We start from the raw sequence: 21,831 nt of genomic DNA, 5'->3' as shown, positions 1-21,831 counted from the left end.
GTCACCGGGCGGCATGTTTTCCTGTGATGGAATATTCCACCCATTCTGTAATATTCACTGCGTGGTCCCCGATCCTCTCCAGATATTTGGCGACCATCAGAAGATCCACACATGTTTCCCCCCAGGATACGTCCCAGGCAATCATTCCGGTCAGTTCCTGCTTGACCTGGTCGAAAAGCCCGTCCACAACATCATCCGCCTGCTGCACTTTCCGGGCCAGTTCCAGATCCTTCTTTACAAAAGAATCTACGCTGGAAGTAACCATTTCCGAAGCTGCAGACGCCATTTCCCCAATATGAATCCTGCTTTTGGAGAGATTTCCTTTCAGATATCCGGCAATCTCCGCAATATCACAGGCCTGGTCCCCGATCCGTTCCATATCAGAAATCATCTTCAGGGCTGAAGAAATCAGCCGCAGGTCCTTTGCCACCGGCTGCTGGCTCAGCAGCAGCTTCATACACAGCCCCTCGATCTCCCGCTCCTTCTGATTGATCTTCTGCTCCGTATCATTTACAACGTCCGTCAGCGTATCGTCGTCTTCTATCAGCACGCCCACTGCTGCCGATATCGCGTCCTCACACAATGCGCCCATCCGGATCAGCTCCAAATTCAATTTATCCAGCTGTTCGTCAAACCTGTTCCGCATCTTCAGGGCCTCCTGTTTTACAGTATACTTTGTTTTTTGAATGGCGGCAAGCAAATCCGCCTGAAATCATTTTATCCCTATCTTGATTATAGTATAAAGAATATGTGTAAAATTTAATATCCCGGCTTTGTTAAATCCCTGTAAAACGGGTTTTTCGCATATTCTCTGATTCCCGGAATAAATTTTACGGAAACCTGCACAAAAACACTATAATATTTTTCGTAGAAATTTCCTCTGTCTTTTCTTCTCCGAAAATGTTATAATAGAAGTATTCGAACAGGAGGTAATTATATGTACCATGAAAATGATCTGGTAGTCTATGGAACCTATGGAGTATGCAAAATCATTGAGATCTCTTCTAAAGCTCTGATGGGAAAGCCGCAGGACTACTATGTTCTGAAGCCGGTGGAAGACGAAAGGGCAACCGTTTTCGTCCCGGTCCGCAATGAGGCCCTGGTTACAAAAAATATGCGTCCTGTCCTTTCAGAGGATCAAGCCTCTGAACTGATTGAAGCGCTCCAGCAGGCACCTTCCATGTGGGTGACTGACGGGCATGAGCGCCGGGACAGATACCAGCGTATCATCTCTTCCGGCAACTGCTCTGAGCTTTCCCGGCTGGTGAAAACTCTGTATCAAAAGAAATTACAGCTTTTAAAGGAAGGAAAAAAGCTGCACACCTCAGATGAGCAGTTCCTGCGCTCCGCTGAAAAGATGCTGACAGATGAGCTGGCAACCGCTCTGCATCTGGACCGGAAGAGCATTCCGGAATTGATCCAGGCGCAGATGGCGGCGGAAACCGACGATCTGTAATCCATATTTCCAGTTTTCCTATCGCCGCAGTGCGATTCAATAAAAAAAATCCCGTCCTGCAAGAACACTATCGCTCTGCAGGACGGGATTTTTTCATGATCAGGGGAATCATTCCTGCCGCTGTTTCATCGGATGGATTTCTTTTTTATATACATGCCGTACAAACAGCAGGCACATTGCCAGCGAGAACAGCTCCGCGATAGGAAAAGACCACCATACCGCATGCAGGCCCCCGGCTTTGGACAGGATAAACGCCGCGGGAAGCAGCACCACCAGCTGGCGGACAACAGACACCGCGAGGCTTAAAAAGCCATGGCTCAGCGCCTGGAAAACTGAGGAAGAGATAATACAGAATCCGGCGAACAGGAAGCTGAGGCTGATAATCCTGAGCGCGTAATTTCCGATTTCCAGCATTTGTTCCGAAGCGTTGAATATCATCAGCAGCTGATTGGGCAGGAACTGAAAAATCGCAAAGCCGATGACCATGATGACCATGGCATAGATGATGCTCAGAGTCATTACCTTGGTGATACGTTCCGGCTTTTTCGCTCCGTAATTATAGGCAATGATAGGCACCATGCCGTTGTTCAGCCCGAAAACCGGCATGAACACAAAGCTCTGGAGCTTGAAATACACGCCGAACACCGCCGTGGCCGTGGATGTGAAAGCAATCAGGATTTTATTCATCCCAAAGGTCATCACGGAACCGATGGACATCATGATGATAGAAGGTACCCCAACCAGATAAATCCGCTTGATCATTTCACCGGAGGGCCGGAATTTCCGGAAGGAAACATGGATCTCCTTATTGACTCTGTGGTTCAGCCACATTGCCAGCAGCCCGGCGCAGATCTGGCCGATCACTGTGGCCAGTGCGGCTCCCGCCACTTCCATCCTGGGAAAACCGAACAGCCCGAATATCATAATCGGGTCCAGGATAATATTGATGATCGCCCCTACTGACTGTGTGATCATAGTATAAAAAGTTTTTCCTGTGGACTGCAGCAGTCTTTCATATGTAACCTGCATAAACATACCAAATGACATAATGCAGCAAATCTGAAGATAAGAAGCCCCATAGCTCACAATCTGGCTGTCATTCGTCTGCACTTTCATGAATATCCCCGCGCAGGTAATGCCCAGGATCGCAAAGGCAATATAACTCAGCGCTGCCAGAAACACCCCGTTCACTGCCGAACGGTTTGCCTGTTCCGTATTTCTCTCACCCAGGCTCCGGGACAGCAGCGCATTGATTCCCACACCAGTGCCCGAGGCTACGGCAATCATCAGATTCTGGACCGGAAACACCAGAGAAACCGCCGTCAGCGCATTCTCATTGACCTGGGCGACAAACATGCTGTCCACTACATTATAAAGGGCCTGTACCAGCATTGAGATCATCATGGGGACAGACATGGATATCAGCAGCTTATTGACAGGCATGACGCCCATCTTGTTCTCCCTCACTTTTTCTGTTTGACTCATTATACCTACTCCTTTCCTTTAGTTGCCAATGCAACCTTTTCTATTGTAATACATTTTCCGCTTTATTGTCAATTACTGTTTTAACAAACAAAATTAAGCCCGGATTAAGCCGGGGCGTTCACTGAATACGCTGCAATAATTTGCTTGACTTCCTCTTGACATACTGGTAAATTTGTAGTGAATATAACTTCAATTATAAAATTCAAAATTGTTGGAATTGCAACGAATAGATGAAAAGAGGTTTTTATGGAAATCACTGTGGATATTATTAAAATGATTTCTCATCTCCATAGGAAATCACAGATGTATCTGAATGAAAAGCTGGAGCCTCTGGGGCTGACCGCAGGCCTGGTGCCCTTTCTCATGATCTCCTGCGACCATCCCGGCGTCCCGCAGCACAGTTTCTGCCAGTTTCTGGACATGGACAAGAGCACAGTGGCTAAAATGCTGGCAAAGCTGGAAATTCAGGATTATGTAACCCGCCGGCCCGACCCGGAGGATTCCCGGTCTGTCAGAGTTTACCCTTCGCCAAAAGCCAAAGACCTTTATTCCACCCTGGATGGCCTGGGGAAAGCCTGGACTCTGGAATTGACGAAGGATCTCACTGAGCTGGAGCGCACCGTATTAATGGAAATGCTCCGGCGCGCTTCCCAAAATGCTTCTGACTATTTTACCGGCTGAACAGCTGGCCTTCCGCTCACTCCTCTTTCTTAAATTTTTCCGCCCCCACGCCGCAGACAGGGCATACGTAATCTTCAGGCAGTTCTTCTCCTTCATAAACATATCCGCATACCTGGCAGACATAGCGGTTCAGTTTCTTTTCCCCATCCTTTGCCGTTTCCGGCTCCTCCTGCAGATATGTAGGAGCATTCTTGGGGCTCTTTCCTTTAATCACCTGGTGATAATAAGCGTAGGTCATGGCCGGCGCAGCTCCCGCATAAGTTCCTGTCCCGATCACCTCACCCAGAAAAACAGTATGCGTGGAGGTTTCCATCTTGTTGATAATGCGGCATACCACATATCCGCAGGAATCCTTCACCACAGGAACCCCCTCAGCCATTTCATAGCCGATCTCTGTAAATTTATCCCTGTCTTTTCCGGAAGAGAAACCCAGAGTCCCGATGATTCCCGGATCAGAATTTTCTGACAATACCGACACTGCAAATACCCCGCATTTTTCCATACAGCTGTTGGTATAATTGTCGTGGTTCATGCTCACCGCCACTGTGGCGGGAGAGGACGTGATCTGCATCACGCTGTTTGCAATACACCCTGTGGGCCGTTCTCCATCCATAGTGGTCACGGCATAAACTCCATAAGACATACTTCTGAAAATTTTCGTATCCATAACAAACTCCTTTCCATTACACTTTATTCTGTTCCATCCCCGTCCGTCACAGATGCAGGGATTTTTTCAGCTCGCTCCAAACCGATCCCCCCTGGAAAATTCCGAAAGCCGCCAACACAATCACGCAGCAGGCCGAGGAAACAATGGACGGCCACTGCACCTTCAGCGCGCCGCATACCAGCAGAACCAGAGGGATCAGTCCAAAACCGCAGCACATCAGCAAATAGATCATGTATTCCGGTGAACTCATTTTTCTGACTGTGATGATCACCAGCATGGAAACCAGGGCCGCCACAACCGCGGCAGGCAGGCCATAGTCCAGCGCCCAGAGCTGCCAGCCCGTGGCCCAGTCCCACAGCACCAGCGCGATGCAGGCCAGCACCAGCTGCCACATGGCGTTCTTCAGCAGGTTCCGCCGCTTCCGGATCGCCACCACCGTCACCAGCCAGGCGCAGGCAACGCCGGCCAGCACAAACAGCGACCACCAGGTATCAAAGGGCAGCGCCGCGTTCAGCGACACACACACTACTGCTGCCAGAACACAGACAAAGGTATAGATTTTAAACCAAAACGCCAGTTTGGATGTTTCTTCACTGAGATCCGGAAACAGCTGCTCACAGCCGCTTCCATCGCCGGACAGCGCTCCCTGGCACAGAGGACAGCGTTTCTGCGGCGTTCTGATTCTGACTCTGCAATTTTCACAATATCTCATTCTGCGCCTCCTCCTTCCTCCGGGGACCATGCAGATATTTCCGCCTTTATTCCCAAATCAGTCAGAATCCGGAAAAAATTCCGTTCAATCCTGGTGTCTACATAGCTGGAGGTGAAACTAAGGGAAAGCTTGTCTCCATAAGAGCACATACAGAGCTCCACCTTCGGGGTGCTGGTAAACACCTCAAACTGTTCCAGAAAAGGCGAGCACTCCTGAGGCATTACGATCTTCCCTATATTAGAAAAAATCGCGGTATTTCCGGAAGGCTTCATGTTGGTTCCCAGATAAAGAGCTGCCTGTTTCAGCGCCAGAGGCAAAATCCTCACCAGGGGATTCCGCTCGAATTTCATCAGGCCGTAGATCCGTGCCGCCATCCGTTCCCGGGTAAGCTCTTTTTTAAAGAAGCCTCCCACAAAGGACACGACTTTTTCCAGATCTCCATCCCAGCCCTCAAAATTATAGCCAATATCAATCCACCAGAAAAAATTCCGCATGGATTTGGATGGAAAATAGCTTCTCAGGTTCACCGGAACCATCAGAGAAACTATTTTGTTTTTCTGTCTGGGCGCCAGCTCCTTTGCAATGGCGCAGAGATAGACAGCGGTAAGAAATACTGTGAGCGTAACGCCCCGCTGCCTGGCCTGGGAAAGCGCTTCCTTCACAGACAGCGTCCCCTGGATCAGACGAAGGCTGCCGTATTCCAGCCGGCGGTATCTCAGTTGGAAAGACCGATAGGCAGGGATATCTGTCACCTCCCTGCCTTCCCCATAATATTTTTCAAAGCTGTCCTCTTCCATCTCTTCCGCCGTTGCATCTGCCAGCACAGAGGCCACCGGCCCCCGCACCTCCTCGGGATGCGCTTCCCGGAGGTAATGATATACCAGAACCCGGAAAAAAGCCAGCGCTCCGGTACCGTCCGTCAGCGCGTGATACATCTCACAATTGATGCGCTTTCCAAAATAAGTCACTTCGAACAGCAGGCTTTTCTGATCCCTGACATAGAGCTGGCTGCAGGGAACCTTATATTCCTCCCGCACTTTCGGCTGAATATCCGTAGATTCAAAATAATTCCAGAACAGCCCTTTCCGCAGCACGCAGGAAAACATGGGAAACTCCTGTATGCACAAATCCAGCGCCCCCTGCAGCGCCCCGGGTTCCACTTCCTCCTTCAGTTCACAGACAAAGCGAAAAACCCGTTCATCCTTTTTGTTGCTGGTAGCCGGAAAAATCTTGGCGGCGTTTTCAAGATTCCTCCACCTGGTTTTCTTTGCCTGAAACATCTTCCATCTCCTTCACAAATTCCCGCACCATCCGGTATACCTCCTGCACCGGAGGATACAGAGGCGGCATCTGGATAAAACCATGGATTGTATCCTCCATCCGGTGCAAAGCCGTTTCCACTCCCGCCTCTGCCAGCCTTCCGGCAAAGGCTTCCCCCTCGTCCCTGAGCGGGTCATATTCCGCAGTAATGACAAGTGTTTTGGGCAGCCCTGTGAGATCCTCTGCCAAAAGAGGCGCAAAATACGGATTCTGCCAATCTTCTTCACAGGAAACGTACAGATTCAGATAATCCACCATGTTTTTTCTGGTCAGAAGATAGTCCGATCCGTTTTCCAGTACAGAAGCAAAGGGAGTGTGTTCCGAATAGTCATTGTTGAGACAGGGGTACAAAAGGACCTGCCGCCTAGGAAGAAAGGTTTTCCGTTCCCGCGCCAGCAGGCACAGCGCGGCGGTCAGATTCCCTCCTGCGCTGTCTCCCATCACCGTAATATTTTCCGGGTCCACATTCAGAATACTTCTGTCTGTAAAAATCGCTTCCGCCACCGCGTAGCAGTCTTCCAGCTGTCTGGGAAAACGAAATTCCGGCGCAAGGGGATAATCTACGGATACCACAACCATCTCTGTATGCTTCGCCAGGTCCCAGCAAATCCTGTTATAAGACTCCACGCTCTCCGTCGCAAAGCCTCCTCCATGAATAAAAAGCAGTACAGGCCAGGTATTGTCTTCCATTTTTCCCGGAGACGACACTGGATGTTCTTTCCGGTATTTCTCTATATCTACTGTCTCAAAGGCCTCTTCGCTGGGAAAATAGATCCGCACCGGCACCTCGTGGTCCCCGTTGTAGAATTTGTGGTCCAGGGTCCTGTAGAACAGCTTGAAGGGGTCCAGGGTCTTAATATTCATCAGCTTTCTGGACTTCCCCAAATCCAGCTCCTCCTCCGGATGGGACAGGATCTGCAGCAGGCGCTGCACTGCTTTATTCATGGTCATCTCCTCTCTGCCGGCTCAGGCCGCTCATTCTTTCATCATTTCCCGGGCTGATTCCATGGCTGCGGCCCAGCGGTCGCACCAGGCGTCAAAATCCGGGTCCTCTTTCTGAAGCTCCGGATGGGACATCACATATTCTACAGACTCCCGAAGCCCCTGATCCATCCGCTTCACTGCCCTGAAGCCTGGAACCAGGCGCTTCAGCTTGCTGTTGTCAAATACCACCGTGTTGGCCTTGTCCCCCAGCAGGCCTCCGTACAGATCATACCTGCCTGACTCAGCCAGCATGACGGAGGGGATGTATAACGGGTTCAGTTTTACGCCCAGAGCGGCCGCAACTGTCTGATAAATCTGGTTCCAGGTCATGGATTCGTCGGAAGTGATCTGCACGGCCTCTCCGATGGCGTGGGCGTTGCCCAGAAGGCCGGTAAATCCACAGGCGAAATCCGTATTATGGGTCATTGTCCACAGGGAAGTGCCGTCCCCGTGGATAATCACAGGCTTTCCTTCCAGCATCCGCTTCAGCACCGGATATCCGCCGCCAGGACTGTGCACGCCGAGAGGCACGCTGTATTCGCTGTAGGTATGGCTGGGGCGGACAATGGTCACCGGAAAACCGGTTTCCCGGTACTGCTTCATCAGGTACTCTTCACAGGCAATTTTGTCCCTGGAGTACTGCCAGTAAGGGTTGGACAGAGGGGTCCCCTCCGTAACCCTGTAGTCAGACAGCGGCTTCTGATAGGCAGACGCGGAGCTGATGAAGATATACTGCCCGGTCCTGCCGGAAAAGAGCCTCACATCCCGCTCCGCCTGTTCCTGACGGAACGCGATGAAATCCGCAACCACGTCAAAAGTCATCCCTTCCAGGGCGGCCGCCGCCTGTTCCTCATCTTCATTGATGTCCGCAAAAATCTCATGGGCCCCTTCCGGCACCCTGTCATTCCTGCGGCCTCTGTTCAGCAGATACAGTTCCTCTCCTGCTTCCAGCAGCCGTCTTGTTATGGCGGCGCTGATCGTGCCTGTTCCCCCAATCAATAAAATCCGCATCCGAGTCCTCCTCTGACCAAATTATGGAATCTTTTTCTTTCTATTATACCCGCAAATCAGAAGGGTTTCAATCAGTTTATTGATTCTCGTCCTTCAGCGCGTCAATGGGATTATCGCTGCTGATTTTCCTCATGGAATACATCATTGTGGCGAATACCACCAGGAAAACACTCCCCACAGCCACAGCCACCGCCGGCCAGGGCAGATAAAATCCGGTGTCGTACCCCATCCGGACGCTGCGGAAAATCAGCCAGGTAACCGCAAAGGAAGTGGGGATGCCAAACGCAAGGGCTTTCAGCCCGTAAAGCAGGCACTCAAAATTCATCATCTTACGGAATCCTTTTCTGGTCATACCCACCGATTTCAGCATGGCGAATTCCCGCCTCCGGAGGTAGATGCTGGTGGAAATCGTATTAAATACATTTGCCAGCGCGATCAGGGAAATCAGGACAATAAAACCATAAGAGAATACCTTGATAATCAGCACCAGGTTTCTGTCGTTTTCATTCACCGCATACACATCATACAAATATTCCCTTGGCAGCCCGTTTTTCCCTGCTTCTTCCGCCATGTTCTGAAAAACCAGGCTGTGATCTGCAGCTTCAAAATATATCGTCGCAGACGTACTTCCCAAATTCAGTTTTTCAAAAGCTGAAATAGGGTATACAATACAGACGCTGTGGTTTTTGGAACGGTTCAGGCCGAAAGGGAGCCGGTCCGCATAGGTTCCGATCTCCAGGGTTCTGGATTCCAGGCAAGACCGTCTTCTCTGTTCATATTCTTCCTCTGTCATATCGCCGGTATTGCCCTGTTCCAACATCTGTTCAAATTTCGCCCTGTTCAAATGCCAAAAAGGCAGGGACTTCCGTTCTTGATCCAGCAGCTGCAGGCTCTCCACCCGTTCTGTGCCCCGGTTAAAATCCCTCAGCCAGGAATATCCGACCCCCAGGGGATGCTCTGCATCCATATATGTTTCTTCCGGCAGGCCCAGTTCCTTCAGATAACCGCGGTAGGTCACCTCATCCACGCCATATATCATCAGCCCTGCCTGAAAACCTTCCGCTCCTTCTGTCTCAACTCCTCCTGTCCCAGTCCCTTCAAAATACTTTCTGGTGCTCTCCGGCATCCACTCCGGCGGTATTTCCAGATCCTCTTCTATCGCAACCGCCGCAAAGCTGGAACGGGTCACTCCTTCCGCCCGAGAGAGCAGCGCAGCCGCCTGTCCGGCAGAAACCGGATTGCCCTGGCTGTCCTTCAAGTCCTGGGGAACACTGTAGCTGATATCATAATCATGCACCTGGAATGTACCTGTCACCGCATCTGTGAGATAAGTACAGAAGCTGCTGGCAGATATAAAGATCACCACGCTCATGAAAAGAGAAATAATTGTGGCCCTGTACCGCTTCTTATCCCGTTTAAAATGCTTTGCTGCAATCATTCCTTCCAGTCCGAACAGCCTGTAAACTATCCGTGAGGTTTTCACCTTTCCCCCTGCCTTGATATCTCCTGTCTGGCGGATTGCCTCAATAGCCGATACCCTGGCCGCCCTTCTGGAGGGAATCCAGGCTGATACGAGCACTGTGATAAAGGCCAGGACCGCCGCTGCAGCCAAAGCAAACGGTGAGATTTTCAGGCGAAAGGCCACCTGCCCCACGCCAAACAGGGAATAAAACTTGTTTCCGATCAGGTTTAAAGTCACTCCGATCCCCGCCACGCCGCACAGGATTCCCAGAGGGACGCCGATCAGGCTCAGATAGACCGCTTCGTCGAACACCATATTGCGCAGCTGCCGTCTGGTCGCTCCCACTGAAGAAAACAAGCCGAACTGCCGGGTCCTTTCGCTGACCGATATGGAGAAAGCATTGTAGATCAGAGATACTGATCCGAAAATCGTCAGCCCGATCAAAATGGCCGCCAGGTTGTAAAGCACTTTGTAAAAAGTATCATAGAAGGAAACGCCGCTGTACAGAAGCACGTCTGTATTAGCTGTGCCGGTATACATTGATCCATTCATATAGCTGTAGGCTTTTCCCGGATCCTTTAAAAGCAAATATACGGAATATGTTTCCGCCGCAGAGGAATCATCCCAGCATGTCAGCGCCGTCTGTCCGGGAGAACTGTAATCTTCAAAGCCCGGCGTCTCATAAACACCGACAACTGTGTAGGTTCTGGCCTGCCGTATCTGCAGCGTTTCTCTCAATTCTCCTGTCTCATCCAACATCAAAGGATTATGCTGATACAATGTTTCTCCGCCCAGCATCCTGTCCCCCAAATCCAGCGTCAGCTGATCTCCCACATAAATTTCCGCCTGTCCCCGTTCCACAATTTCATTGGGTATCAAAAGCTCCGAGCTGTTTTCCGGCAGGCGGCCGCGGATCAGATGAACAGGCATCCGCTCCATGAACAATCCGTCCGCGCCCAGCACATAGAGGTAGGGCTTTTCCGCCCATTTATTCTCCACCGGCGCATACCCCAGTTCCTGGGCCGCGGCTCCGCTGTCAACATCTTCGTCTTCACGGACCTGGGACAGCTCCTCCTGCGTCAGATTTTCCTGAGAAATATGCCAGTTCCCGTCCTGATAAACAGCGCAGTTCAGGGCATACTCCTGCAGGCTCACAATGCTGGTCAGCACTGCGGTGATCATGGCTGCCGACAGCATGATCCCGATAATCGTCACGATTGTCCTGGTTTTATTTTTCCAGAGCGTTTTCCTGGTGGTCCTGCCAAAAATATTCATCCCCGGATCACCTCGTCCCTGGTGATTTTCCCATCTTCTATAGCGATGATACGGTCTGCCTGCAGAGCGATATTTTCGTCATGGGTGATAACAATCAGCGTCTGTCCGTATTTCTTATTGGAATATCTCAGCAGCTCAATGATCTCCTGGCTGTTTTTGGAATCCAGATTACCTGTAGGTTCATCCGCCAGCACCACTGCCGGAGCGTTCATCAGCGCTCTTCCAATGGAAACCCTCTGCTGCTGGCCGCCGGACAGCTGATTGGGCAGATGCTGTTCCCTCCCTTCCAGTTTCAGCGTGGCGATCAGTTCCTGCAGCCGCTTTTCATTCACCTTCCTGCCGTCCATCAGCACCGGAAGCGTGATATTCTCTGTCACATTTAATACAGGAATCAAGTTGTAAAACTGATAAATCAGCCCCACCTGTCTCCTCCGGAATACCGCCAGCTGTTCCTCATTCTGTGCGTATACATCCTGGTCCTCCATATACACCTTTCCTGAGGTAGGCGTATCCACGCCTCCCAGTATATGCAGAAGCGTGGATTTCCCGGAGCCGGACGGCCCGATAATCGCCACAAACGCCCCTTTTTCCACGCTGAAAGAGACGCCGTCCAATGCCCGCACTTCATTCTCCCCCGAGCCATACACTTTCATCAGGTTTTCCACTCTCAATATTTCCATCCCTGTTCCTCCTTGATTGATATGGCTCCATCATACCCCCCGGTGATGACGCTCCGGTGACTTGCGGGTGACAATTCTGTCACATTATTATACTGTGGCCCTGTAAAAACGTATGGTAAATTCCGCCCCGCCGCCCGGCCTGTTGCCTGCCTTCAGGGAACCGTCCTGTTCCGTCACAATCATTCTGGCCAGCGCCAGGCCGATGCCCGCGCTGCCTTCCGCAGCATGTTCCCCACGGTAAAACCGCTCGAACAGCCGGGGAAGATCTTTTTCATCAATTCCCTCCCCGGTATCAGAGATCACAATTTCCGTAAAGATCGGCGTTTCCCGCGCTTCGGCTGTAATGCAGCCTCCCTCCGGCGTATGCTCCATACAGTTTTTCAGGATATTTTCCACAGCTTCCGTCGTCCATGCCAGATCTCCGTAAAAAGTCTCTTCTCCCGAGGATTTGAGAACCAGGCGCTGTCCCCGCAGATCCATGGGAATCTCCACAGGCTGCGCCGCCCTGCCGAGCATTTCCCTTACATTCACCTGTGACCTGGCAAATCGGACTGTGCCCGCGTCCAGCCTGGACAGTTTCAGCAGTGTGCCGATCAGCCAGTCGATTCTCCCCAGCAGGCCCCGCAGCTCCTGTACAAGGGCAATCCTGCGTTCCTCTTCCAGGCCCTCCTGCCCCAGAAAATTCACCACCAGATTGATGGACGTCAGCGGTGTCCTGATCTGATGGGAGATATCCGCAATAGAATCTGCAAGGTATACTTTGTCTTTTTTCAGGTTTTCGGCCTGTTCCCGGAGGCGAACCGTCATTTTATAAATTTCGCTCTGGAGCACCGCCAGCTCCCCTTCTGCGAACCGGTCCAAATCCAGCCCCACGCTTCCATGAAGAATCTCATCGATCTCCAGGCTTAACTCTGCCAAAGCCCTGTACCGCCTGAAGGTGGGGACAAAATGCAGCGCTCCGCAGAGCAGGCCAAAGGCCGACGACAGCGCTCCGAACCGCCAGTCCAGACAAGCTGCCGCCGCTGCAAAAGCTGCAAGCCAAAGGGCCCATAGCCAGATACTCCGCCTGATCTCAGGATTTCTGTAAAATTTCATCTCAATCTCCCGCCTTATAGCCCATCCCCCGGACCGTTCTGATCACTGACGGATTCTGTGGGTCGTCTTCGATTTTATCCCGCAGCCGCTTGATATAAACCGTCAGGGTGTTGTCATTCACATATTCTCCCGCGATATCCCAGATTTCTTCCAGCAGTTTGTTCCTGGACAATACAATGCCCATGTTATTGAAAAATACCAGCAGCAGTCGGTACTCCAATGCGGAAAGGAACACCTCCCTGCCGTTTTTCATGACTGTGCCTTTCACCGCGTCCACGGATACGCCGCCATATTCCATGATTTTTCCCAGCCGGTTATTACGCCGGAGCACATTCCTGATCCGGGACACCAGCTCCCTGGGCCGGAAAGGTTTGGCAATATAGTCGTCCGCCCCCACGTCAAACCCTGTCACCACACTGTATTCATCTCCCGAGGCAGTCAGAAAAATCACCGGGACGCCAAAGCGTTCTCTCACCGCGGAACAGACCGCATAACCGTTCCCATCCTTAAGAGAGATATCCAGCAGCACCAGATCCCAGGAGCCGTTTTCCAGCTTTTCCAGCGCCTCCTGCTGTCCCGCCGCAGCTTCCGTCTCAAAACCTTCCCTGCGGAGGAATTCCCGCAGATTTTCAACAATCTTCCGGTCATCCTCCACCAGTAAAATTTTAGTCATCTCAAATTTCTCCTTCCGCCCATGCTGTTCCTATTATATCAGCCGTTTTCAGCTTTCTCAATGAAATTCTTTTTCATATTTTGTTCACTTGACAGCGCTGTCCATGTAGCCTACAATATTGTTAACAAATTAACGGAGGAAAATTAATGATGGCAAATATTTTGATCAGCCCCGGCAAATATGTCCAGGGCGCAGGTGAACTGAAGAAACTGGGAAATTATGCGGAAGGTTACGGAAAAAAAGCGCTGGCTCTGATTACAAAGTCCGGCTATGGCCGCGTTGGAAGCCAGATTCAGGAAAGCTTTGACAAAACCGGCTGCAGCGTGGTCTTTGATTATTTTAACGGCGAATGCTGCCGTACGGAAATTGACAGGCTGACAGCGAAAATGGAAGCAGAACAGTGCGATATGGTAATCGGGATCGGAGGCGGAAAAATTCTGGATACCGCAAAGGCTGTAGCCTACTACCGCAAAACCCCTGTGCTGGTCTGCCCCACCATCGCTTCCACCGACGCTCCCTGCAGCGCGTTGTCAGTGATCTATACAGACAGCGGTGTTTTTGAAGAATACTTGTTCCTTCCTGCCAACCCCAATATGGTGCTGATGGATACAGAGGTGATTGCAAAATCTCCCGCCCGCCTGACTGTTTCTGGAATGGGAGACGCGCTGGCCACTTATTTTGAGGCCCGGGCCATACAGCGTAAAGCTGCTGCTACCTGCGCCGGAGGCCAGGTCACACTGGCTGCCATGGCTCTTGCCAAGCTTTGTTTTGATACGCTCATGGAAGAAGGTGTGAAGGCCAAAATTGCGCTGGAAGCAGGAGCCTGCACAAAATCCGTGGAGAAAGTCATTGAAGCCAACACCCTGCTTTCCGGAATCGGCTTTGAAAGCGGCGGCCTGGCAGGAGCCCACGCCATTCACAACGGATTCACAGTTCTGGAAGAATGCCATTCTATGTACCATGGCGAAAAAGTAGCGTTCGGCACCATCACACAGCTGGTTCTGGAAGACGTGCCCGCTGAAGAGCTGCAGGAAATCATTGATTTCTGTATTGAGCTGGGCCTGCCTGTAACGCTGAAGCAGCTGGGCGTCAAAGAAGTGACAAACGATAAGATCATGGCCGTGGCCAAAGCAGCCTGCGCGGAAAATGACACGCTGCACAACATGCCCTTTGAGGTAACGCCGGAATCCGTCTGCGCCGCAATTCTGGCCGCGGATGCTTACGGGCGCTATTTCCTGGGAGAATGATCCGATGCCGGGAATGGGAAAAAGCGTTATTCATATTTTCGGGGCCTCGGGCTCCGGGACTACCACTCTTGGAAAGTATATCAGCGAAAAGCTGGGCTATTTTTTCATGGATTCCGACGATTATTTCTGGCTTCCCACAGATCCCAAATATACGGCAAAAAGAGACCGGGAACAGAGAATCCAGCTGATGAAAAAAGATATGGAAACCTGGGACAAGGTGGTGGTTTCCGGATCTTTGACAGACTGGGGAGACAGCCTCATACCCTGTTTTACACTCTGCCTGCGCCTGGTCATTGAGCCGGAAGCCAGGCTGGCCCGGCTCAAAGAGCGGGAAAAACGCCATTTTGGCCCGCGCATCGCTCCCGGCGGCGATATGTATGAAAATCATCTCAAATTTATGGAATGGGCCGCTCAGTATGATGAGGGAGGCGTGGAAGTGCGCAGTAAGGCGAAACATGATGAGTGGCAGAAGCTGCTGACTTGCAGAGTCCTTGTCTTAAACGGGGCCGACACGCTGGAACAGAACCTGTCGGCTGTCCGAATGGCTCTGGCAATTCCCTCTATGCATGAATAATTGTTATATACCTGATGCAGAACCGGCGGCTGTCCTTCGACAGCCGCCGGTTCTGTCTCGCTGCATGGGAATCCGCGTTCCCTGTGCAGCAAAACCCTCCCTCTATTCATTAATTCTTACAGATTCTTTTTCCTTCTGCCTCTGGCCGCCAGAGTCAATGCTGCTCCCCCGGACAGAAGCGTCAATATAAACCACAGGAACAAGCGGCTGTTATCTCCTGTTCCGGGAGACGGATTTTCTATCCTGTCAATCAGTTCCAGCAGAGCGTCGATTTCTGCAAGTTGATCACTGATTTCCTTCTTCTCCGCCTCAGTCAGGTGATTGCCCTGCTCCTCCATTACCTTCTCATAAGCGTTTTTGGCTTCTTCCAGAGCTGCTTTATCCTCAGGCTTCACATTATCCCGATGAATGCCTTCAATACCCTTGCCGGCCTCTTTTACTGCCTCAGACGCTTTGCCGATCTCATCCAACAACTCTTCCAGACGATCTTTGAGTTCTTCCAGTTCCGCCTTCTCATCATCCGTCAGATGACCGCCGCTGAGCTGCCCTTCGATGTTTTCCACCAGATCATTGATGCTGCTCTGGTCCTCTGAATCAGCCTGATCAAAGTCAATATTCTCCGCCTGATCCCTGATTTCATTCAGGGCGCCGCTGATTTCTGAAATTTTTTCCAGCAGTTCTTCCCCTTTGCTAATGATTTCTGAAAGGACCTTTTTTTCCTCGGCTGTAAGATTTCCTGTTTCTTGCAGCATTTTTGCTTCTTCAACGATCTGTCTGACCGCGTCTTCATCCGTAGATTTCACTGTTTCGGAAGTATAACCCCCCATCTCCTTCTCCAGCTGATCCAACAGCTCCGCAACATCCTGAAGCTTTGCAAGAAGGCCTTCCAGCTTTGTTTTGCTGTCATGAAGAACATTTCTTTCTGGCTCAGTAAGATTCTGAGTTGTCAAAAGGATGTCTATATCTCCGATCAGCTTTTCAATTTCTTCCTTATCAGAGGATTTCACAGTATCGGGGCTGTACTGCTCTGACGCATCATTCACACGCTCATATTCTGCTGTGGTTTCCGCAATATTATCCAGCAGGCCAGCTGCTGCTTCTCTGACCGCATCCAGCAAGCTTCTCTCGCCCTCAGTCAGATTCCCGCTCATTAAAAGCGAATCAATCCGGCTGACTAAAGATTCGATATTCTCTTTGTCTGAGGAATTCACGGTCTGAGGATCATAACCATCAACACCGTCCGTCACTGCTTTGGCTTCATCTGATACTGCCTGAATTTTCTCCAGCATAGCCTGACACCTGTCAAGAATCTCCTGGAGCGCTGCTTTTTCTTCATCGGCGGCATTCCTCTGGTCTACGGCTTCTGCCGCTGCTTTGACTGCCTCAATCACAGTTATGTCAGCAGAGGTCACCTGGTCCTCGGTGATGCTGTCAATCGGTTCGGCAATTGTGGAAACCGGCTTCATGGTCACAGTCACAACAGTGCTGTTTCCTGCCTTATCAACTGCAGTAATCGTGTAGGCTTCTTCCCGATTGCCGGGCAGCGCTACAGCGCCGGTAACATCTTCGCCGTTGAGGGTAACTGATTCCAGGTTTGCGTCCTGAACATCCGCAATCTGCGTTGTGTAATATGTGCTGCCGTCAGAAACACCGCTGACTGCCGGAGCCATGATATCAAAAACAGCCCCGTCAGAACTGATATAAGTCACATTGCCCGCATCGTCTGAGATCTTGACATAATACACAAATTTCACTGCATCCTTGGCCGTTTCACTGATGAGCTCCTTATAATCTGACCATCCTGTCAGCACCTTCACTTCATTCTCACTGAGCCCTGTTTCACTCCTGAAGTACTGAATGCTTTTTACCCCGCTGCCTGTATCAGACGCGGTAATGCTGACGTCTACATTTTTGTTGAAAAATAAACCGAAACTAATCGCGTTGAGGAATTCACCCCACTTGTCCGAAGCAATGGTAATTTCTCCCTCAGGCGCTGTTTTATCAATTTTAACTGTTTCCGCAGCGATCCCGTCCGTCATTTGACCCTGGGCATTTTTCAAATATACTGTTTCCCCGTCAGTGCTTCCTGTCAGAGTCAGCTTCTCGCCATAAATTCCGTTTAAAGCAGTGGAAATTGTCCATCCCGCCGGAGGCAGAATCTCTACATCGCTTCTGAACCAGCCGTTTTCCCCCTGTATTCCTGAAAGGGTATAGGGTACCTGGGGTGCTTCCAAATAACTGATTGTGAAATCCTTTGTTGCGGAGGCTGCTCCATAATTTTCATCTCCCGCCACAGAAACCCGCAGCGTATAGTCTCCTCTAACGGACGGTTTAATGGCCGAATATGTGCTGTCGTCCGCGTTCCGGAGCTTGTACTCTACCCTCGCCGCGCCGGAAGAAAGCGCCGTAAAGGAGGCGTCTTCAACAGGCTGGCCGTCATAAACCTTAGAAGGATCCGAAAGCTCTTTCACGCTGCCTGCCGCCTTGCTGACAGTAAGGGCAATTTCAGTTGCGGCAGGGGCGGCATTGCCGTCCTTTTCCGCATATTCCATGCCCAGGGGGTGATAGCTGACCGTCAGAATATACGGTTTCACGTCCGCCGCAAGTGTATCGAGCCAGACGGCTTTAAATGTAATTTCGCCTTCCGAGGAGACCGTATAATCCACATTTTTCGTCAATACGGTTCCCCCGCACTGAATTTCCTTCACTGTATTTCCGTTCAGCTTAACCTGCGCGGTTACATCTGACACCCCGGTTTTTGTAAAGCTGATGGATCCAGTATCCTGCGCGGAATCTGTGTAAAGCACAATGCCGTCAGAGCGGATAAAAGCAACGTTGCCCACCTGATCAGTCGCTTTTGCATAAATATATGTTCTGGAATTTGGCGCCATGGTGAAGGTTCCCGTGTAATCCGTCCAAGACACATTGGCATCGTTTAATTCTTTTCCATCACTGTACACCGCATCAGTAAGGAGATACTGCACTTTCTCCACTCCTGAATCAGCATCATCCGCCGTAATCTCTACCGTCTGAGTCTCCTTAAAGAACAAGCCGAAGGTAATTGTATTCAGAAAAGAAGTCCAGTGATTGCTGCCCAGTGTGATTTGAGCCGAAGGCGCCGCCATATCCTGCGCTACCCCTTCCACAGTTACTGTCTGGTTCTCCACAATATCAGATATCGTGTAGCTGCCGTTATGCTCTGTCAGGAGAACACCGTTGGCTTTTACCGCGAAAGCAGCAGTTTTGTAATAGGTATCTGCCAGCGCAAGAGTAAAGCTGTAGCTGCCCCCTTTTACAACCGGGTCTGAACTGCCGGTAACCGTATAACCTTCGCCCGCCGGAAGTGCAACCGTACAGGTAACCGAAGCCAGCTTAATCTGATTGTTCTGTAATGTAAACCAGAAAGCATCGTCTTTATAAGAAAACTTGGCCAGATCTTCTGGGGTAATCGTATAATCCTTTCCTGACGCAACCACATCCCCGGCTTCCGGGTAACCATAAATCCCTTCAATTTCCACCTTATTCTCCAGCGCAGAGGAGATCTGGAACGGTTTGCTGCGAAGATCCAGATACAGTCCGTTGGGGATATTCGCGCTGCCGCCCAGTGTAAAGGTACTGTTCACCACATAGACATTATGGCCTTTTCTTTCAGCCTCCACTGCAGTTCGGGCAGTGTTGTCTCTGATCGTTCCCCCGGTGATCACCAGTTCCGGACTGCTGCCGCCCGCTGCTTTGTATATTCCGCCGCCCCGTCCATAGAGTACGGAATTCCCGCTGATTTCGCCCCCGGTGACAATCAGAACCGAATTGCTGTAAATCGCTCCCCCATAGGTAGCGTCTGCATCTGTTCCGGTGACAGTATTTCCTGTAAGGCTTCCATCTGTGATGCGAATTGTGGTTGATCCCCACCCTGTATCGCTGATTGCGCCGCCGCCCCTGACTGCCGTGTTATTGCTGATCACGCCGCCGTTCATGGTAAAGTTAATTGTACCGCCATTATCGCCCAGGTTAATGGCTCCGCCCATTCCTGTGCTGCTGTTTCCGGTAATGGAACCTCCGTTCATAACAAGATTGGCAGTTACATTATAACCTGCGCCAAAGGAAATGGCAGTATTTGCGTTGTTTTCCAAAACTGCGCCGTTATTTATTGTCAGAGTACCGCCCTTATTAAATTTAAGAATATTTCCTGCTGACGGAACCTCTCCTTTATTTCCATCCAGCGTAATGTTTTCCAGCGTCAGGCTGCTGTTTCCCGCAACAGCCTCAAACATATTTCCTGTACAGGACGCAGCGCGGGTCAGCGCTCCGCCAGTGAGCGTCACGTACTTGCCGCTTGGAATTGTGATCGTGGCAGTAATTGCAATTCCGCCGGCTGGAATTGTGATCACTTCCGGCTGGCCGGCCGTACCGCTGCTCTCGTTAATCGCTGTCTGCAGATCGAACAACTTTGCCGCCAGCACCAGGTCTGTACCGTTCTGTTTGAGGATATAATCTTCTGAAACCAGGGTAAACAATTCTTTATTGACATCGTCAACGGAAGAGACAACAGTTTCACCGATATCAACGCCAGCACAGTCTATTGTTGCACTGGATCCCCTGTATCCTTTCGCGTCAATACTTTCCTTATTCCCAACTTTTATTATGGCAGACACGCTCCCGGTACCAGATAACGTCAGTACAGGCGATCCGGTAAGATACAGCTTACCGAAAGTGGAGTCCGGATAACCCGTGGTATCAATTACATAGCTGTCAGCCTCATAGCTTCCGCCATAAATAGAAACTGTTCCGTCACAGACAATGGCGGAGCCGGCTCCGGTAAAATGTCCCTGATAGATGCTCAGCGTTCCGCCGGCCGCACAGTATAACGCATTAACGCCATTTATTCCGCCGGCTTCCCCTGCGCAGTCGCATACCGTCAGCGATGCGCCGCTCTTTACCTGGACAGAAGCCCGGGGCATATCACTGCCTGCAAATACCGCAGGGCCCGTAACCGTATGGCCGTTCAGACAGAGGTTGATATTGGCATCTACATCCCAACGGCTGTCCAGCCGGACATCCTGCTTCAAATAATAATTCCCGCCGCTGTGGGGCATGGAATCTGCACTTTCCCATGCCGTCCACACAAGTTCCGCATGCGCCGGATCGCCATGGGTGCAGCTCAGGCCGCAGACAGGGTGGTTCAGATGCGTATCGGCAGGGGACGGTGTTATCTCCACATCCGTGGATACAGCTCCATTTCCGGATTGGGTGATATTTCCCACCTTATCGCCGTTTACAAGGATATCATAAACTGTATCAGAGGAGGTAACAGTGCCAGAGTAAACGCCGTCTCCCTGATGGTTTAATACAGTCTCGTTCTGATTGCTGTCTTTAATAATAACGGTTGCATCCGTCACAGGATTTTTTTCTGTATCTGTTACCGTAATGGATATGGAACCAGGAGCGCCTCCCAGCCCGGGGATGAATCCCTGCAAATAGGGATATCCGCCATTTTTGGCGGGGTCAATGGTCCAAGTGTTGCTGAAATCCCAGTTAATATAATTATTTTGCTGTTTTAACTCTCCGGAAGTTCTTCCAAGATCCGTACGTCCGCTGGACGAACTGAAATTTGGGGAAAGTGTTTTGTCAAAATATGTATTTGTAATTTTTTCATTGGGAACAGCCGCGCCGTCGCTCCATCCTGCAATGGGACGAAGCTCCCCGATGCAGGCGGAATAACAGTTGATAATACTGATGCTGCTGCTTGAGTTCCAGCCTGAAATCCCCGCCGTGTCTCCTCTTCCTCCGGTAGGCTTTAAGTCTACGCGGGCATAGCAGTTCTGAACTGTCGTAAGTGTGCTGTAGGTAGAACCTAACAGACCGCTGACTGCAGCGTAGCCTTTCACAGCGCCGGTCACATAGCAGCGTTCAATGGTACTGCCCTGGGCATACCCGGATAAAATCGCCACATCGTTGCCGGAGGAGGTCACATTTGCATTTTCTATCCCTAGCCTCCGGACTGCAGCGCCATTCAGATATCCGAAAAAGCCGCAGTAGCGCTGTGTCGTATTGATGGTCATATTATAGATGATATGATTCTGCCCGTCAAAAACGCCCCGGAATGCGTTGCTGGAAGTTCCGATGGGAGTCCAGTTCGATTCCCCTGCAAGGTCGAGGTCCGCATTCAATGTTACGGTTTGTCCACTGTAGCTGTTTCCGCCGTTTACAGAATCCCGAAATGCCTTCAGATCCTCCACAGTGTTGATTTGGGTGACGGAAGCCGGGGCGGCTGTGACCGCCACTGACGGCGCCGCCGGCACCATTGCGATCACCATACAAAAGGTGAGCAGAAGCGCCAGGAAACGGTTTGTTCTTTTACTTTTCACTTACTTTACCTCCTATTTAATTTTAATATTTTGACCGGCAGGATGTCTCTCTGCCAATGATTCTCTGTCTTCTGCTCCTCCCTTCCTCCGAACTGACTGACAAGACAAATTTTGCTGAAACAGTGTAGCACATGATATGTGTAT

16 protein-coding genes are annotated in these 21,831 nt (G+C 50.9%); 4 read left to right on the top strand and 12 right to left on the bottom strand.

Annotation, left to right across the window (positions count from 1 at the left end):
• Window position 1 precedes the first annotated feature (1 nt).
• On the bottom strand, window positions 2-646 hold the full coding sequence (gene phoU / locus EV209_RS09480) for a phosphate signaling complex protein PhoU (protein WP_130435213.1): 645 nt from the start codon (window positions 644-646) through the stop codon (window positions 2-4).
• A gap of 291 nt (window positions 647-937) precedes the next feature.
• Between phoU and EV209_RS09475 the strand changes: the two genes are divergently transcribed.
• Entirely contained in the window at window positions 938-1,456 is a 519-nt protein-coding gene (locus tag EV209_RS09475) for a CarD family transcriptional regulator (protein WP_130435212.1), read from the top strand.
• Window positions 1,457-1,564: 108 nt separating this feature from the next.
• Here EV209_RS09475 and EV209_RS09470 read toward each other — a convergent pair whose 3' ends face one another.
• Complete coding sequence (locus EV209_RS09470) at window positions 1,565-2,941, bottom strand: MATE family efflux transporter (RefSeq protein ID WP_130435211.1); 1,377 nt, start codon at window positions 2,939-2,941, stop codon at window positions 1,565-1,567.
• Between the two features lie 246 nt (window positions 2,942-3,187).
• Here EV209_RS09470 and EV209_RS09465 point away from each other — a divergent pair, with 246 nt between their 5' ends.
• Window positions 3,188-3,622, top strand: a complete 435-nt coding sequence (locus tag EV209_RS09465; RefSeq protein ID WP_130435210.1) for a MarR family winged helix-turn-helix transcriptional regulator — start codon at window positions 3,188-3,190, stop codon at window positions 3,620-3,622.
• Window positions 3,623-3,638: 16 nt separating this feature from the next.
• On the opposite strand, the gene EV209_RS09460 is transcribed toward EV209_RS09465, so the two are convergent.
• From EV209_RS09460 to EV209_RS09420, 9 genes are all read right to left on the bottom strand, one after another.
• Window positions 3,639-4,289, bottom strand: a complete 651-nt coding sequence (locus EV209_RS09460) for a flavin reductase (RefSeq protein WP_130435209.1) — start codon at window positions 4,287-4,289, stop codon at window positions 3,639-3,641.
• A gap of 46 nt (window positions 4,290-4,335) precedes the next feature.
• Window positions 4,336-5,001 (bottom strand): DUF6320 domain-containing protein, encoded by a 666-nt coding sequence (locus EV209_RS09455; protein WP_130435208.1) that lies wholly within the window; start codon window positions 4,999-5,001, stop codon window positions 4,336-4,338.
• Window positions 4,998-6,281, bottom strand: coding sequence for a hypothetical protein (locus EV209_RS09450; RefSeq protein ID WP_130435207.1), 1,284 nt, complete (start codon window positions 6,279-6,281; stop codon window positions 4,998-5,000). The genes EV209_RS09455 and EV209_RS09450 overlap by 4 nt, the downstream gene beginning before the upstream one ends.
• The gene (locus EV209_RS09445) at window positions 6,244-7,266 is read right to left on the bottom strand and encodes an alpha/beta hydrolase (RefSeq protein WP_330521015.1); all 1,023 of its coding nucleotides are present in this window, start codon (window positions 7,264-7,266) and stop codon (window positions 6,244-6,246) included. The genes EV209_RS09450 and EV209_RS09445 overlap by 38 nt, the downstream gene beginning before the upstream one ends.
• Window positions 7,267-7,296: 30 nt before the next feature.
• On the bottom strand, window positions 7,297-8,316 hold the full coding sequence (locus EV209_RS09440) for an NAD-dependent epimerase/dehydratase family protein (protein WP_130435205.1): 1,020 nt from the start codon (window positions 8,314-8,316) through the stop codon (window positions 7,297-7,299).
• Window positions 8,317-8,392: 76 nt separating this feature from the next.
• Window positions 8,393-11,053, bottom strand: a complete 2,661-nt coding sequence (locus EV209_RS09435; RefSeq protein ID WP_130435204.1) for an ABC transporter permease — start codon at window positions 11,051-11,053, stop codon at window positions 8,393-8,395.
• Complete coding sequence (locus EV209_RS09430) at window positions 11,050-11,733, bottom strand: ABC transporter ATP-binding protein (RefSeq protein ID WP_130435203.1); 684 nt, start codon at window positions 11,731-11,733, stop codon at window positions 11,050-11,052. Before EV209_RS09430 ends, EV209_RS09435 begins: the two co-directional genes overlap by 4 nt.
• An 87-nt stretch (window positions 11,734-11,820) precedes the next feature.
• Entirely contained in the window at window positions 11,821-12,828 is a 1,008-nt protein-coding gene (locus EV209_RS09425; protein ID WP_130435202.1) for a sensor histidine kinase, read from the bottom strand.
• A 1-nt stretch (window position 12,829) separates the two neighbouring features.
• Window positions 12,830-13,501 (bottom strand): response regulator transcription factor, encoded by a 672-nt coding sequence (locus tag EV209_RS09420; RefSeq protein ID WP_130435201.1) that lies wholly within the window; start codon window positions 13,499-13,501, stop codon window positions 12,830-12,832.
• A gap of 149 nt (window positions 13,502-13,650) precedes the next feature.
• Here EV209_RS09420 and EV209_RS09415 point away from each other — a divergent pair, with 149 nt between their 5' ends.
• A complete protein-coding gene (locus EV209_RS09415; RefSeq protein ID WP_130435348.1) occupies window positions 13,651-14,748 on the top strand; it encodes a glycerol dehydrogenase in 1,098 nt (365 codons plus the stop codon).
• Between the two features lie 4 nt (window positions 14,749-14,752).
• A complete protein-coding gene (locus EV209_RS09410) occupies window positions 14,753-15,322 on the top strand; it encodes an AAA family ATPase (protein WP_243647562.1) in 570 nt (189 codons plus the stop codon).
• 116 nt (window positions 15,323-15,438) lie between these two features.
• Here the strand turns inward: EV209_RS09410 and EV209_RS09405 are convergent, their stop codons facing one another.
• Complete coding sequence (locus tag EV209_RS09405; RefSeq protein WP_130435200.1) at window positions 15,439-21,687, bottom strand: X2-like carbohydrate binding domain-containing protein; 6,249 nt, start codon at window positions 21,685-21,687, stop codon at window positions 15,439-15,441.
• Window positions 21,688-21,831: the final 144 nt, after the last annotated feature.

The organism is Cuneatibacter caecimuris (assembly GCF_004216775.1).
Classification (GTDB): domain Bacteria; phylum Bacillota; class Clostridia; order Lachnospirales; family Lachnospiraceae; genus Cuneatibacter; species Cuneatibacter caecimuris.
Note: the sequence above shows the minus strand (reverse complement) of the source record. Positions and strands in the feature narration are given on the sequence as shown.

Bases quoted from the DNA above. Each gene is read 5' to 3' on its own strand.
- EV209_RS09410 (WP_243647562.1), top strand. From the start codon at position 14,753: ATGCCGGGAATGGGAAAAAGCGTTATTCATATTTTCGGGGCCTCGGGC.
- EV209_RS09425 (WP_130435202.1), bottom strand. From the start codon at position 12,828: ATGAAATTTTACAGAAATCCTGAGATCAGGCGGAGTATCTGGCTATGG.
- EV209_RS09440 (WP_130435205.1), bottom strand. From the start codon at position 8,316: ATGCGGATTTTATTGATTGGGGGAACAGGCACGATCAGCGCCGCCATA.
- EV209_RS09455 (WP_130435208.1), bottom strand. From the start codon at position 5,001: ATGAGATATTGTGAAAATTGCAGAGTCAGAATCAGAACGCCGCAGAAA.
- EV209_RS09430 (WP_130435203.1), bottom strand. From the start codon at position 11,733: ATGGAAATATTGAGAGTGGAAAACCTGATGAAAGTGTATGGCTCGGGG.
- EV209_RS09475 (WP_130435212.1), top strand. From the start codon at position 938: ATGTACCATGAAAATGATCTGGTAGTCTATGGAACCTATGGAGTATGC.
- phoU (WP_130435213.1), bottom strand. From the start codon at position 646: ATGCGGAACAGGTTTGACGAACAGCTGGATAAATTGAATTTGGAGCTG.
- EV209_RS09465 (WP_130435210.1), top strand. From the start codon at position 3,188: ATGGAAATCACTGTGGATATTATTAAAATGATTTCTCATCTCCATAGG.
- EV209_RS09445 (WP_330521015.1), bottom strand. From the start codon at position 7,266: ATGAATAAAGCAGTGCAGCGCCTGCTGCAGATCCTGTCCCATCCGGAG.
- EV209_RS09450 (WP_130435207.1), bottom strand. From the start codon at position 6,281: ATGTTTCAGGCAAAGAAAACCAGGTGGAGGAATCTTGAAAACGCCGCC.
- EV209_RS09420 (WP_130435201.1), bottom strand. From the start codon at position 13,501: ATGACTAAAATTTTACTGGTGGAGGATGACCGGAAGATTGTTGAAAAT.
- EV209_RS09460 (WP_130435209.1), bottom strand. From the start codon at position 4,289: ATGGATACGAAAATTTTCAGAAGTATGTCTTATGGAGTTTATGCCGTG.
- EV209_RS09470 (WP_130435211.1), bottom strand. From the start codon at position 2,941: ATGAGTCAAACAGAAAAAGTGAGGGAGAACAAGATGGGCGTCATGCCT.
- EV209_RS09435 (WP_130435204.1), bottom strand. From the start codon at position 11,053: ATGAATATTTTTGGCAGGACCACCAGGAAAACGCTCTGGAAAAATAAA.
- EV209_RS09415 (WP_130435348.1), top strand. From the start codon at position 13,651: ATGGCAAATATTTTGATCAGCCCCGGCAAATATGTCCAGGGCGCAGGT.